The 11,623-nt window shown below is 42.3% G+C and carries 16 protein-coding genes; 10 read left to right on the top strand and 6 right to left on the bottom strand.

Annotated features, from left to right (window positions below):
- Positions 1 to 1,248: 1,248 nt before the first annotated feature.
- On the bottom strand, positions 1,249 to 1,935 hold the full coding sequence (locus JJQ88_RS08375) for a MerR family DNA-binding transcriptional regulator (protein ID WP_210365292.1): 687 nt from the start codon (positions 1,933 to 1,935) through the stop codon (positions 1,249 to 1,251).
- A gap of 150 nt (positions 1,936 to 2,085) precedes the next feature.
- On the opposite strand from JJQ88_RS08375, the gene JJQ88_RS08370 reads away from it, so the two are divergent.
- The 6 genes from JJQ88_RS08370 (at position 2,086) to JJQ88_RS08345 (ending at position 6,919) form a co-directional block, all read left to right on the top strand.
- Positions 2,086 to 2,580: a DUF6022 family protein gene (locus tag JJQ88_RS08370; RefSeq protein WP_246861000.1), complete on the top strand. Its 495-nt coding sequence runs from the start codon at positions 2,086 to 2,088 to the stop codon at positions 2,578 to 2,580.
- Positions 2,581 to 3,096: 516 nt separating this feature from the next.
- On the top strand, positions 3,097 to 3,660 hold the full coding sequence (locus tag JJQ88_RS08365) for a hypothetical protein (RefSeq protein WP_210365291.1): 564 nt from the start codon (positions 3,097 to 3,099) through the stop codon (positions 3,658 to 3,660).
- A 183-nt stretch (positions 3,661 to 3,843) separates the two neighbouring features.
- Positions 3,844 to 4,764: an oxidoreductase gene (locus JJQ88_RS08360; RefSeq protein ID WP_349237114.1), complete on the top strand. Its 921-nt coding sequence runs from the start codon at positions 3,844 to 3,846 to the stop codon at positions 4,762 to 4,764.
- A complete protein-coding gene (locus JJQ88_RS08355) occupies positions 4,751 to 5,608 on the top strand; it encodes a hypothetical protein (RefSeq protein WP_210365289.1) in 858 nt (285 codons plus the stop codon). The genes JJQ88_RS08360 and JJQ88_RS08355 overlap by 14 nt, the downstream gene beginning before the upstream one ends.
- 265 nt (positions 5,609 to 5,873) lie before the next feature.
- The gene (locus JJQ88_RS08350) at positions 5,874 to 6,173 is read left to right on the top strand and encodes a hypothetical protein (protein ID WP_210365288.1); all 300 of its coding nucleotides are present in this window, start codon (positions 5,874 to 5,876) and stop codon (positions 6,171 to 6,173) included.
- Positions 6,174 to 6,478: 305 nt separating this feature from the next.
- Positions 6,479 to 6,919 (top strand): GNAT family N-acetyltransferase, encoded by a 441-nt coding sequence (locus JJQ88_RS08345; protein ID WP_210365287.1) that lies wholly within the window; start codon positions 6,479 to 6,481, stop codon positions 6,917 to 6,919.
- Between the two features lie 29 nt (positions 6,920 to 6,948).
- On the opposite strand, the gene JJQ88_RS08340 is transcribed toward JJQ88_RS08345, so the two are convergent.
- Positions 6,949 to 7,683: a YwaF family protein gene (locus JJQ88_RS08340; RefSeq protein WP_210365286.1), complete on the bottom strand. Its 735-nt coding sequence runs from the start codon at positions 7,681 to 7,683 to the stop codon at positions 6,949 to 6,951.
- A 262-nt stretch (positions 7,684 to 7,945) separates the two neighbouring features.
- Between JJQ88_RS08340 and JJQ88_RS08335 the strand changes: the two genes are divergently transcribed.
- Complete coding sequence (locus JJQ88_RS08335) at positions 7,946 to 8,509, top strand: NAD(P)/FAD-dependent oxidoreductase (RefSeq protein WP_210365285.1); 564 nt, start codon at positions 7,946 to 7,948, stop codon at positions 8,507 to 8,509.
- A 93-nt stretch (positions 8,510 to 8,602) separates the two neighbouring features.
- Here the strand turns inward: JJQ88_RS08335 and JJQ88_RS08330 are convergent, their stop codons facing one another.
- The 4 genes from JJQ88_RS08330 to JJQ88_RS08315 all read right to left on the bottom strand — a co-directional run bounded on the left by JJQ88_RS08330 (position 8,603) and on the right by JJQ88_RS08315 (position 10,046).
- Positions 8,603 to 8,872, bottom strand: coding sequence for a DUF2188 domain-containing protein (locus JJQ88_RS08330; RefSeq protein WP_210365284.1), 270 nt, complete (start codon positions 8,870 to 8,872; stop codon positions 8,603 to 8,605).
- 164 nt (positions 8,873 to 9,036) lie between these two features.
- Positions 9,037 to 9,459 carry an Hsp20/alpha crystallin family protein gene (locus tag JJQ88_RS08325; RefSeq protein ID WP_210365283.1) on the bottom strand — a complete coding sequence of 141 codons (423 nt, stop codon included), beginning with the start codon at positions 9,457 to 9,459 and terminating at the stop codon, positions 9,037 to 9,039.
- A gap of 29 nt (positions 9,460 to 9,488) precedes the next feature.
- Entirely contained in the window at positions 9,489 to 9,731 is a 243-nt protein-coding gene (locus JJQ88_RS08320; protein ID WP_210365282.1) for a spore germination protein, read from the bottom strand.
- 45 nt (positions 9,732 to 9,776) lie between these two features.
- Positions 9,777 to 10,046 carry a spore germination protein gene (locus tag JJQ88_RS08315; protein ID WP_210365281.1) on the bottom strand — a complete coding sequence of 90 codons (270 nt, stop codon included), beginning with the start codon at positions 10,044 to 10,046 and terminating at the stop codon, positions 9,777 to 9,779.
- A 244-nt stretch (positions 10,047 to 10,290) separates the two neighbouring features.
- Here JJQ88_RS08315 and JJQ88_RS08310 point away from each other — a divergent pair, with 244 nt between their 5' ends.
- The 3 genes from JJQ88_RS08310 (at position 10,291) to JJQ88_RS08300 (ending at position 11,623) form a co-directional block, all read left to right on the top strand.
- A complete protein-coding gene (locus JJQ88_RS08310; RefSeq protein WP_210365420.1) occupies positions 10,291 to 10,527 on the top strand; it encodes a spore coat protein in 237 nt (78 codons plus the stop codon).
- 70 nt (positions 10,528 to 10,597) lie between these two features.
- The gene (locus tag JJQ88_RS08305; RefSeq protein ID WP_210365280.1) at positions 10,598 to 11,026 is read left to right on the top strand and encodes a cell wall hydrolase; all 429 of its coding nucleotides are present in this window, start codon (positions 10,598 to 10,600) and stop codon (positions 11,024 to 11,026) included.
- 141 nt (positions 11,027 to 11,167) lie between these two features.
- Positions 11,168 to 11,623 carry a MarR family winged helix-turn-helix transcriptional regulator gene (locus JJQ88_RS08300; protein WP_210365279.1) on the top strand — a complete coding sequence of 152 codons (456 nt, stop codon included), beginning with the start codon at positions 11,168 to 11,170 and terminating at the stop codon, positions 11,621 to 11,623.

Below are 11,623 nucleotides of genomic sequence, written 5' to 3'. Positions count from 1 at the left end.
GGGTTTAGCGGGTTATTGAGTAAATGAACGACCTTTGTGGTCGATGGATCTACACTTTTTTGTGTGTATTGTATCTATCGCTCGAAGGTCACTTTTTATTGTCTTTTTATAAGTTGTTGGAAATCAATGATACGAAGTAGTGTAACTGTCTTTCTTACTTTATGTCTGTCTTTATTGATAATTTTAATTTTGTCAGTAGGTAATTTGTTTCGTTTATAATATTTTCTATCTTGAACGAAAGGGTGCTTATGTTGTGAGAAATGTTTCTGGCTAAAATTGAGATTGGCCACAATTCCCAGCTAAGGGTCAGACATTTCCTGTCGGAACTGAAGGGTTATATCGAAGAATCAAATGATGGGGTAACGCCCTGAAGGGTTCTCTCTTAGTCGAAAAGCACTTGATTAAGTAAGAATGATAGTGTTATAAGCTCGGTGAAAATGCGTGAGAATTTATCGTAACAGGTTAAGCTGACGAAAGCCTACCCGCGGGGGTGGTGTAAATCATGATGCTTGAGTTGAATGAATATGGTGAGAATGCGAATAAACCCATAAGAAAGGGTTAAGCTGACGAACTTCTGAATGCACGGGTCTAAAAGCACAATACATAGAAAGTGTATATCACCAAAATGTGATGTTGGCAGTGGACAATTGTTTGAGGCTTTACACCTCACCAACAAGCAAAAGGAAAAAGTTAATGAACTCCGAAGAATGTGTGAAAATCATATAATTTGATTGGATTGAATTTGCTTCACCAAGTACATAGAATTGAATGAATTGGATTAGTTGGAACGCCATATGCGGTGAAAGTCGCACGTACGGTGTGAACAGGGGGAAAAGGGGGCGATAACTTCAAACCCTTACCTATCTGTATGAATAGGGAGAGAGGTAAAGGTGGGCTAAAATATCAAGATTTCAGGAGAACCCATAACCTTGCCGAGAGTTTTACACGAACCCATAACGTTGCCTAGAGTGCTGAATTTTTTGGTTATATTCTTGAAAGGATAGCTGTTACTTATGGTGATTAATATTTTTCTATATAGACACATGCTAATAACTTAGACGGCACAAGGGCTGGCAATATTATGGGTTAACAAATGGCAATAATATAGGTTAAGTCACATTTTTGTGTGGCTTAAAGCATAAGTTTGCCAAATGGCAGGTTTATGCTTTATTTTATTTGTGGCAAACTTATACTTTATTTTTGGTGTGAAATTTGCTTTTTAACTTCACCTTCAATAAGACTACATATTCAATGCTGGTTTAAAATTTTTGACAATTTATATAAATAGAAAATCCCTTTAAGCTGTTTTTGGTTACGGTTATTTATATATTTTGAAATATCGTGTATTACTTTTCTGACTTCTTCAAGATTATATTGGTTTAAATCTTTAATTTCCTCTTTTATTTGAAAAACCTCATATGAATAAACTGCATTCTGAGTAATTTTCATTAATAAGACTTTTATGAGCTGGAATGTATCAAATAGGCGATAATTATTTAGTTCTCCTCTTTTGGCCGTAATAAAACCTTCCTTTTCCCAATATCGGAGAGTTGTTGGAGGTATATTTGTCTGAAGTGACAACTCACCAATAGTCATTAAGTGTTCATGTGTCAAGTTTTCCAGGTGTGTATTCACCCGTTCAATAATCTTTTTGTCTTCAGAATTTGCTACTTGGGCATTATTTATTATCCAAAGAGCAGCGTCTAGTTCTTTGCGTTGCAACTTTTTTAGAACAGCAGATGTTATATCAATTCCAAATCCAGGAGTCATAGCTACAATACACTCAAAATAGGCTACATGCTCCTCTGTATATATCCTGTAACCTGTAGATGACCGTTCAGTTTTCGGCACAATTTCTCTTTCTTCATAGCTTCTTAAAGAGCTTGTGCTAATTTTTAGTTTTTTTGCAATATCTATAGGCCTGATTTTTTTCAATTATTACACTCCTATATATGATAACTGTACAATTCATGTAAAGTTTATCAAATAAAGGGAGGGAATTCAGCTATTTTTTCTAAAAACTTTATCATTGGCTTTAATGTTGTATGCTTGCTTTGTAAGATGAAAAAATATGGAGGGATTCATATGGAAAAAGTAAATATTCAACCTAATATGAAAATCAATGAGTTAGGAGAAGTGCTTTTTACTTATATAAAAGAACACTGGAAAGAAGTGCTGAACAAGAATATCAAAGAGCTTAAACAGCTCTTTCCGGAATATGAAGATGCAACATACGGCATGTATTTAGATAAACTCATTCCACCAATTTGGAAACTCATAAAAGAAAATGGATTTCGATCTATAGAAATAACGAAAGAGGACGACTTTGTTATTGGGGAGTGCCTACACTTTAGAAATTCAATAGAAAAGGCTAATTGGGGCAAGCCTCATCATGAAAAACGCGTTTTTTGGATTGTGATTGAAAACCAAAATAAGGATAAGATTGGAACTCTACTGTTTGAGCTATCTCATTCACATATTGAGTTCAATTTGCCAGCGGCGCCAAGGTTCCTTTCTTTAGAAGAAATTAAACGAGAAGAAATCATAAAAAAAATTATTCAATTAGAAGAGAACTTGTAATATTGTTCTTCCTATTGTTTTGGAAAAGGAATGAACACCTCTCGGGGGCTTTATGAGCCGTGTGCACTTAGTGCTTCTTTTTTTCTTTAGACACCATTTCCATTAATAATGTTCCACCTTCTTCATAGGTCTCCTACGGTTTCCTGGCGGTTTTTATAAAGGATTCTAAGGAATTCAATCGGGTTTGAATTACTAAGAGTCATATAAAATTGAACACTTTATTTTTTCGAACAAGTTCTCTCCAAACATCCAGTTGGTTATCAAGATAGAATTTATATTCATCGCTTTCTAACAAAATTGGTTATCCTTCATTTTTACTGCTTTGCCGATATGGATAATTTGTGACTCTTTGCCACAAAGGATTAAAAATATTTATTTGTCTGTTCGTTACCGGAAGGATTCCAAAATTTTTATATCGAATTTCTATAATGAACAGCAAAGAAACGAGGAAGTATGTGCTAGTTCCAAAGCTTTTTCGGAAAGGTTCCATGAAGATGGTAAGAGGGGGAAAGGATCATGGACGGAATCATTAGAAACACAAAGGTATATCCGTTGTTGACGATGTTGATTGGACTCTTTTCCTTCTTGATCAGCGGCTTCATTTCTGGCTTTTTCCTATCAAATGGTTTATTGAGCATCATGCTAATCGGTGTTTTTGGGAACTTGCTGATGCTGTTTGTGATGGGTATCTCAGATAATCTTTTTATAAAAATTGTCTGGGGCGTGGGAGGAGCCATCATAGCGATTTTGTTGGGATTTGCGATAGGTGAGGGCGTTTCATGGATTTTTCCTTCCTTAGCGTCGATTATCCCCAATGTCGTTTTCTTTATCGTGATCAATACCGTTTTCGGGGTTGTCCAGGGAATCAGCATCTATGGAAGGGGATCAATCAAGTTTTTCTTGCCTGTATCTGGATTGGTTTCCCTTGTGCTTGGATTAATCGCGGAAACAACGAACCTAATGAGTGGGAAGTTTTGGGCTGGCATTGACCTGAATCTTCTCGTCATTGTTACGTCACTTGGAACAACTTCCGGTTTTTGTATAGGTCTATACCGTTCGTTAAAATTGAAAAAAGGTTGAGGATGAACAAAGATTGGGATGTCTAGCCTTAAGTGCATTTTGCTCTAACAAAGTCCTTTTTGTATTCGGATGGTATAAGGATGCTGATTGGCAGACGTATACTTTCCGTTTATTTTTTTGGCCATTCACCGATATGATAGGATGGAAGAAAGATAACCAAAAGGAGATCTGCCCTTGAAAAAAGTGATTATTTGGATGGCTGGCCTTATGTTGGCAGGAATGAGCCTGGTCATTTTCTATTACCAAAAAGTCGACGAGCCTATTCCTGCCCAATTGGATAAGACATTGCCAGGCCAGGTGGAAGAAAAACGAGAGAGAGAGGAATTGCAGCCGGTTTATACACATGACTCGATCGGATATTCATTGCAAAATAATGAACTGAATATCACATATGATAATGGCGTTCATTGGAACAAGGTTCCTGTAGGAAAGGATCAGTTATTTGAGGGGGAATACAGCGGGAACCAACTGGAACTGATTGAAGGAAGTTACATTCTCTCTGAACGTGTGTCTGCCTTCATTTATATGGATGGAGCCAGCCAGGATGTAAAAAGGCTTATGCTGGTCCATTCCGCAGATGAAGGAAAAACGTGGAATCATTCTGTCGTTTCGGAACAGCATGCGCCGATACGTTATCGAAAAGTCGCCTTCCTGGATGATGCTTTTGGGTATATCATCGTATCTGGCGGCAGAACGATGTCTTCAGAAGGAACAAGTGTGTTTTTGACAAATGATGGAGGACAGAACTGGCGGCTGGCAGCTGATTCAGGGACAACTAGGCTGATCTATAGTGGTGGATTTGTTGATGAATCGATCGGTTTTTTATCCTATGGAATTCTAAATCCTGAAGCACCAGATCTTTATGTCACCCAGGATGGCGGCAGTTCATGGCGCAAAGCAAGCTTTTCGATTGCGCCAAAGTACAGTAAAATCTTCGTTACAGCTGAGGTACCAGTTAAAGAAGATGGTGGTATGACAGTTCTTTTAAATCAAGGACCAACTGGCGACTACAAAGGCGGGAAAGTGAGAGCGAAGTTCGAATCGAACGATCATGGATTGACCTGGACATTTGTGGAGGAGGTTGAGCCGATTGAAGAAGGATAGGTTACGAAGACTGATCGGGTCATTAAGCTTCCTGATTGCTTTCAGCTTATTCTTTGTACAGCTGGTTTATGTGTATGTTCATGACCGGTTTCACTGGGAGTATATCGATGGCCGGTTGTTTTACTTGTTGAATATCGGTTTTATTCTTTGCATGGCTCTGGGTTTGTTGTTTCTGGTCCTGCCATCCAAAAGGGCAAAATGGATAGGGGCAAGCGCAGTTGTTCTTTTTATCCTCGTCAATGCCATGCTTCTTGTCGCGGATAAAGAAAAGGTAAAGCAAATCACAAGCCTATCTCCTGATGCGGAAAACATCCTTTCCGTCAAACAGAATTTACACACGGGAGAAGCTGTTTATTATCGTTCGCGTTATGGACTTTTTGCCAGCCCGGAACAAAAAATTTCCGCTGAGCCTGCGAATGATATGAAAGTGGAGTGGCTCGCGGATGATATCGCGGCTATTACATTTATGACAATGGACAACAAAATCCAGCAGCACATCGGTACCTATGGAGACCGCGGGGACGGTATCTCCTATTATTATGTCGGGGCGGAAATTCAAGGAGTCTGGAAAGGAAAAGATACGATGGTCATAAGCGACACAAAAGGAATTTTGGTTTCCAAAGAGGGTAACACAGAGTTGTTCGGATGGGAGCAAATAGAACAATTTGGCACCCTCGCAGTCGTCCTGATGAAGGAGGGGGAAGCTAAATGGACAATCGCGTTAATGGAAGACTTTCTTGTCCACTCGAATTCATCCGCACCTCAAATTGGCCATATCCGTCTCTACAAAGCGAGCCAGGAGGAATCCAAGCCTGAAGTACTGCAAATCGAACCATCCTCTTAGGGGGATGGTTTTACTGCCTTACATCCAGCCTTACAATAGACCAGCGGCGCAGCAGGCATTTTTTCCAGAATGGAAAATCACGCGAATCTATGGCTTTCTACCGTGTGATTTTGAAAATGCAATATCCGGGTATAAGATGGTAAGTCTTTTCCATCTGTATTAACCTCGCTGAATATGGTAAAATGCTGTGAGGTCCACTATGCCGTCCTTGACTTAAACATATAAATGGATTGGGGATGGCAAAAAGAAGAAAGCTGGTGTTCGAATGTACGCTCAAGGATCAATCACTCCGGAGCAAGAGGCGGAGATTCCTGTGTTTAAGAGCCATGATGAAGCTCGTGAATGGTTCAAGAAGAGATACGGTCAGGCATTCCAAATGGTCGAGTCCGAGAATGTTGATGGCAGGAAATGCTTTATTTATTACCTTGTCCTCGACAAAGACACGTTCTGGAAGGGCCAAAAGGAGTTAGCTGATGGCGGGACAACCAGCAATGCTTTGAAATATTTAGGCAGCTTTCAAGCGATTCATATTTTTGAGGATGGCTCCATCTTCATTACCCAATAAACCCAACCCAGGCATTATTTTCTGCCTGGGTTCTTTCATTTTTGGACGAACGATTAAGCCTCACTGCAAAATGGACAATCCTCCCTTAAGAGAAAAACTATAATGTGGCTCATAGAGCAGCTGGAAAATCCGGAAGAGATTGCTCAATCAAGCAGTTGAGTTTCCGGAACACTCGATTGACTGGTCAATCAATGATAAGGCGGTTGAGGCTGCCTGCCCTGCTTTTTTTGAGTTGGAGCATGCACGCAATGAATGGATTTTTTATATAGTAAAGCATCATCTCTTTTTGCAGTGGAGGGCTATAAATGGCAATCAGGAGAGCTCATTACGCCGAAAATGATTATCTCATCAAATTGACCGGTAAAGTACTGAAGGAGAGCTCGATGGGATATGGGGAAAATAGCGTCCAAAACGCTTATCAACTGTTCATGCCCTTTATCCAAAATGGGGCATATTTTCTAGTGGATGAAGAATACCGAAGGTTAAAGGGCTGGATCTTGCTCGGGAAGGATTGGAATATGCTCACGAACCAGACAATCGGCGTGCTTCTTAGCGTATATGTTTTCCCGGCATACAGGAAGGCTGGAATCGGGGAGAAATTGACAGTGGCGGCAATTGAGGAATTGAAGGCGCAGGGAATCAAAACCATCCAGCTGAATATATTCCAGGGAAATCCTTCGCGGATCATGTGTGAAAAGCTGGGATTTAAAGAGGTTTCCACTACGATGGAATTATACGTCCAGTAAAATAGCGGCAAACCTGGGAGTTAAAAGCATTACCTTGAGCGGGAAGGCAATGCTTTTTTTCTATGCAGCCAAAATGGTGCATACAGCAGCAAAAATGTTCCGAAGGCAATCACCTCCAATGAAAGGATGTACCATGGCCATGGGCCGAGGTAATCAATGAGCGAAGGGTTGGCCGGTTTCTCGGAGATATACATATAATTCCCTTTTATCAGGTAGTTGACAATGAAGATTATGAGTGTGTAGCCGTTCAAGAGCAAGAAGGCTTTCCACACAGATTTCCCTGTCGGATGGAAGGCATGGACGAATACCATGAACAGATTCGCTATGACCGTTCCACCGTGAGAAATAAAAAAATGGAGATACCGGTAGTGCGGAAAGGTATACAGGCTGATATCGGGGGTCAACATCGCTTGAAGGGCGCTCCCGACTCCGACAAAATAGGTGAATTCAAAAAGCGCATAGTTACGGGTCAAGAGCAGCACTGCGGAAAGGATGAGCGAAAGGCTGCTGAGATGCAGAGGCAACGAATACTGGTAGCTCCAATACCCGCTCCACCACAGCCAGATTTGCAGGCTGATCTCCGAACCAATCAGTACGAAGAAAAAACAAACCCGTACCAGGCGATTTAATGGTTCCGTTTTTAATCGTTTGCGAAGAAGGTACATCAGGACGATGACACCAGCGAAAATTGCCAGTGTGAAAAGATGTTCAATTGAAAACAGATCAAATACGTCTTCCGTTCCCGGTTCGAAAAATCGGTTCATCTTTAGTCTCCTTTCTTTCCGAAAATCAGCTTGCCATGCATTTCCGCTTTAATATCAGTATATGTCTAATGGATATCAATAAAAAGTATCATACGTAGATAGCAAATAATAGGTACCTTCCTTGTAGTTGCCTTTCATCCTATCGGAGTGTTTCACTTCCCGATAAATAAGGCTGAAAAATATTTTGGCTTCAAACTATTAGCTACTTGAATGAAATATTTGTTAAGATAAATAATAGAAACAAAAAAGGAGGAATTTTCCTATGTATGATGTAGCGATTATTGGATCTGGACCAGCTGGCGGCAGCGCGGCTATTTTCGCGGCAAAGGCTGGTAAGAAAACCATCATGCTCGACAGCAACAAGAGTGTCACGAAGCGTGCCTGGATGGAGAATCATTACGGTGTGCCTGAAATCTCAGGGCCAGATCTGGTCGATACCGGGATTGCGCAGGCGAAAAAGTTCGGGGCGGAACTTGTGGAAACAAATGTAACCGCCATCAATAGGAACGGGGAAAGCATCAAAATCGAAACCGAGAACGGCGAGTATGAGGCAAAGCATGTCATCCTTGCGACAGGGATGATGACGGACCTCGCTGAAGCGTCAGGCCTGAAAACGAAGGCCGGCACTGAGCCAAGGATCAAGACAGTTTTCGATGTCGATGCTGCCGGCAAGACGAACCTGGAAGGAGTCTGGGCAGCTGGCACATGCGCAGGCGTCAGCATGCATACGATCATCACGGCTGGTGACGGAGCCAAAGTCGCCATCAATGTCATCAGCGAGCTGAATGGCGAGCGTTATGTCGACCACGATGTGCTGAAGAAGTAAAAGTGAAAGCCTTGCATGGGCAATCCCAGCAAGGCTTCTTTTTTTATCAGGTCATTTAGCTCATCTTGGCAATCGTCTTATGGATTGCCACTCTTAGTTACTGTAATTGTATTGATCCTCGATCTGCCCATCCTCATCATGGATGTAAGCCATCGTCCCAGCATCCTCAGCCAGTTTTTTCGCTTCATTGACAACTTCGGATTTTGAACCTGAGGTGAATTCCGGCTCGTCCTGGCCTTCCCGTTTGACGGCCCACCCTTCGTCATCATGAGGAACGGCATGGAATCTTGCTTCATCCGTTCCGGCGCGGTCCTTGAAATATTCTTTCTGTTCGGTTTCATTGTTTTGATTGTTTCCAGCCATCTGTCATCCCTCGCTTTCAAGATTTTTCCCTGCACCAGGTAATATCGTTTTACCCGCCTTTCCGCCATGGAAACGCGGAAGTGCCAGCGAGGAAGAAATATCCAGGATTTGATTGGCCTATGAAATGGAAAGAGAGCCTTTCCAAAGGCTCCCTAACACCATTTTCAATTGCCTGGCGGTAATACGGACGGGCGGGGATACGTAATCTGCAAGAGCCCGTTGTAAAAATTCAGCTGGAGGAATCGTGTGTCAGTCGGTTCGGGAAGGGGAATCATCCGCTCGAACTCCCCGTAATACCTTTCTTGTTTGACCTCCATTTCGGCGGGAAAAAAAGGTTTCGCTGATCCTTTGATGATTAGGATGTTTTTTTGGCGCAAGGCGATCGACAAATCTTTTTCAGTCAAGCCAGGTACTTCAACCAGAACGCTTATATGCGTATCATTTTGGTAGAGATCATAAAGGGGAAGGATCCTTTCCGATTTCAGTAACTGTTCCGGGATGGAATTTTCGAAAAGACTTCTCCAGAAATCATTTTTTTGATACTTATTCGTCAATTCAAGCCACTTCGTGACTTTCTCTATATCCATGGCAATCCTCCAATGTCAGCGTGCCGCTGTTAAAGCTGGTTGGCAATAGGGGCTGATGGATTGGCGATTTGGTCCTGGTCGCTTACATCCGTGTCAATGATTCCTGTGTTCATGCAAGAAGCAGTCGGGGACAGGTCGCCAAGCGAAAGGTTCACTCCGAAATTTTTGCTGTTTGCTGTATGGCTGTTATGCACAGTCGGGCCAATATCTAGGTTGCCGTTTTGCGTTACCCCATTCACTTTGATGTTGAAAATATTGATTTGATAAGGCATCAGAAAGCTCCTCTTTTCAAAAGTCGGTCCAGAATGCAGAAAAAGTTAGAGAACGGGTTCGTCAAAAGGTATGAGTGGAACCCCGAGGTTCGTGGAATCAGAATTGGCGATATCAGTCTGGTCGTTAATATCCGGATCAATATAGACATTATCCATCAATGCCTCTGCAGGCGAGGTATCTCCATAGGAAGAATTGACCCCGAGCGATTTGCTCTTCGCCGTATGGCTGTTATGGGCTGCGGAACCGATTGTGATTGAACCATTCCCTGAAATACTGTTCACCTTCATGTAAAACAGGTTGATCGTGATTGACATGTATTTTCATCCTTATGACTTCTTTGAGGTACTATATGCAGCCAATGGCCCTTTTGTTCTTTGTAATTTTCCTGTCGCTTTACCAGTCAGCCGGCAAAATATCTGCTTGAAACTGGTCGAATACCCAAGAATATTTTATGCGGATGCATAATCTTTAGTAACCCAGATTCCTGGGGACATTTTTACCATAACAAAACGAGGAGGCAAAGAGATGACTACAGACATCCAGTATTCGCCCAGTGTGATGAGGGACAGCCATCAACTGCCAATTGAGCAAGCTGATATGAGGATCCGGCCATTCGGTTTCGGGCGCCCGTTTGGCTTTGGTTTCGGGCGGCCGTTCTTTGGGGGACCATTCTTCGGGGGATTGGCAGGCGGATTGTTGGGAGCAGCGCTGTTCAGCCCGTTCTATGGCTATGGGTATCCATATTACTCATATCCTTTCGCTTACCCATACGGTGGTTATCCATATTTTTGGTGATGGATGATTTCGGTTATAGCCCGAGCCGTTTGCAAATAAACTGTAACAATAAGATGGTGGGGGTTATGCGATGGCAGTAGTGAAGCATACAGACGCAGATTTGAACCTGCTCGCCCGGCTTCTTCGCGCCGAGGCAGAGGGAGAAGGACCAGAGGGCATGCTGATGGTAGGGAATGTCGGGGTCAACAGGATCAGGGCGAATTGCTCTGATTTCAAGGGCATAAGGACGATTCCGCATATGGTGTATCAGGAGCATGCATTCGAAGCGGTCCAGAAGGGATATTTTTACCAACGGGCCAGGGAGTCGGAACGGCGATTGGCAAGGCGTTCGGTCAAGGGAGAGCGCTTATGGCCGTCAAAATACAGCCTCTGGTATTTCAGGCCGCCAGGGGATTGCCCGCCGACATGGTACAATCAGCCATTAGTAGGGCGCTATAAACTTCATTGCTTTTATGAACCGACAGGAGCAGAATGCGAAAATATTTATAATACTTTTTAGATGGGCTGCCGAATACGGCAAGTCCTTTTTTTTATGATATTGACAGAGAAAGGAAAAAGAATTAAAGTTAATGAGGTTAATAGTTAAATAGTTGAACAGTTAAATTGTAGAATAATCCATATGTGAGGTGAATAAATAAAGATGTATGAAAAACCAATCAAGGAACTGGTCGACCATTATATCAATCTTTCTTTTTCGGTGAATAAAATTGCCGAGGGACTGATAAAGGATCAGATTGGCGCGGACCTGACGAATGACCAGCATTACACTCTCAGGTATATCAATAAGGTTGGCACGTGCACATCATCTGAGCTGGCCGAGGTTTTCGATGTCAAGAAGAGTGCGATCACGGCCATCATCACAAGGATGTGGGAAAAAGGATTGATCCAGCGGACCCGGGATGAAAATGACCGCCGCGTCGTCTATCTGACACTGACCGATAAGGGGAAGGAATTGTTCTTCAAAACGGAAGAACGGATCCATGCACTTGTTGAGTCGCTTATTGCAAGGTTCGACCAAACCGAAATTGTCCAGTTCCTGAACACGTATGAGAAATTGAATAACATTTTAATTGAAACAAAAGGTAAGGTGGAGTAA

Source organism: Bacillus sp. REN3, assembly GCF_017912555.1.
Classification (GTDB): domain Bacteria; phylum Bacillota; class Bacilli; order Bacillales; family Cytobacillaceae; genus Mesobacillus.
Note: the sequence above shows the minus strand (reverse complement) of the source record. Positions and strands in the feature narration are given on the sequence as shown.

What these genes read in the sequence shown, in the direction of transcription:
- JJQ88_RS08350 (WP_210365288.1), top strand. Translation starts at nt 5,874, where the DNA reads ATGTACGCTCAAGGATCAATCACTCCGGAGCAAGAGGCGGAGATTCCT.
- JJQ88_RS08315 (WP_210365281.1), bottom strand. Translation starts at nt 10,046, where the DNA reads ATGTCAATCACGATCAACCTGTTTTACATGAAGGTGAACAGTATTTCA.
- JJQ88_RS08320 (WP_210365282.1), bottom strand. Translation starts at nt 9,731, where the DNA reads ATGCCTTATCAAATCAATATTTTCAACATCAAAGTGAATGGGGTAACG.
- JJQ88_RS08340 (WP_210365286.1), bottom strand. Translation starts at nt 7,683, where the DNA reads ATGAACCGATTTTTCGAACCGGGAACGGAAGACGTATTTGATCTGTTT.
- JJQ88_RS08370 (WP_246861000.1), top strand. Translation starts at nt 2,086, where the DNA reads ATGGAAAAAGTAAATATTCAACCTAATATGAAAATCAATGAGTTAGGA.
- JJQ88_RS08345 (WP_210365287.1), top strand. Translation starts at nt 6,479, where the DNA reads ATGGCAATCAGGAGAGCTCATTACGCCGAAAATGATTATCTCATCAAA.
- JJQ88_RS08365 (WP_210365291.1), top strand. Translation starts at nt 3,097, where the DNA reads ATGGACGGAATCATTAGAAACACAAAGGTATATCCGTTGTTGACGATG.
- JJQ88_RS08300 (WP_210365279.1), top strand. Translation starts at nt 11,168, where the DNA reads ATGTATGAAAAACCAATCAAGGAACTGGTCGACCATTATATCAATCTT.
- JJQ88_RS08335 (WP_210365285.1), top strand. Translation starts at nt 7,946, where the DNA reads ATGTATGATGTAGCGATTATTGGATCTGGACCAGCTGGCGGCAGCGCG.
- JJQ88_RS08310 (WP_210365420.1), top strand. Translation starts at nt 10,291, where the DNA reads ATGAGGGACAGCCATCAACTGCCAATTGAGCAAGCTGATATGAGGATC.
- JJQ88_RS08305 (WP_210365280.1), top strand. Translation starts at nt 10,598, where the DNA reads ATGGCAGTAGTGAAGCATACAGACGCAGATTTGAACCTGCTCGCCCGG.
- JJQ88_RS08325 (WP_210365283.1), bottom strand. Translation starts at nt 9,459, where the DNA reads ATGGATATAGAGAAAGTCACGAAGTGGCTTGAATTGACGAATAAGTAT.
- JJQ88_RS08330 (WP_210365284.1), bottom strand. Translation starts at nt 8,872, where the DNA reads ATGGCTGGAAACAATCAAAACAATGAAACCGAACAGAAAGAATATTTC.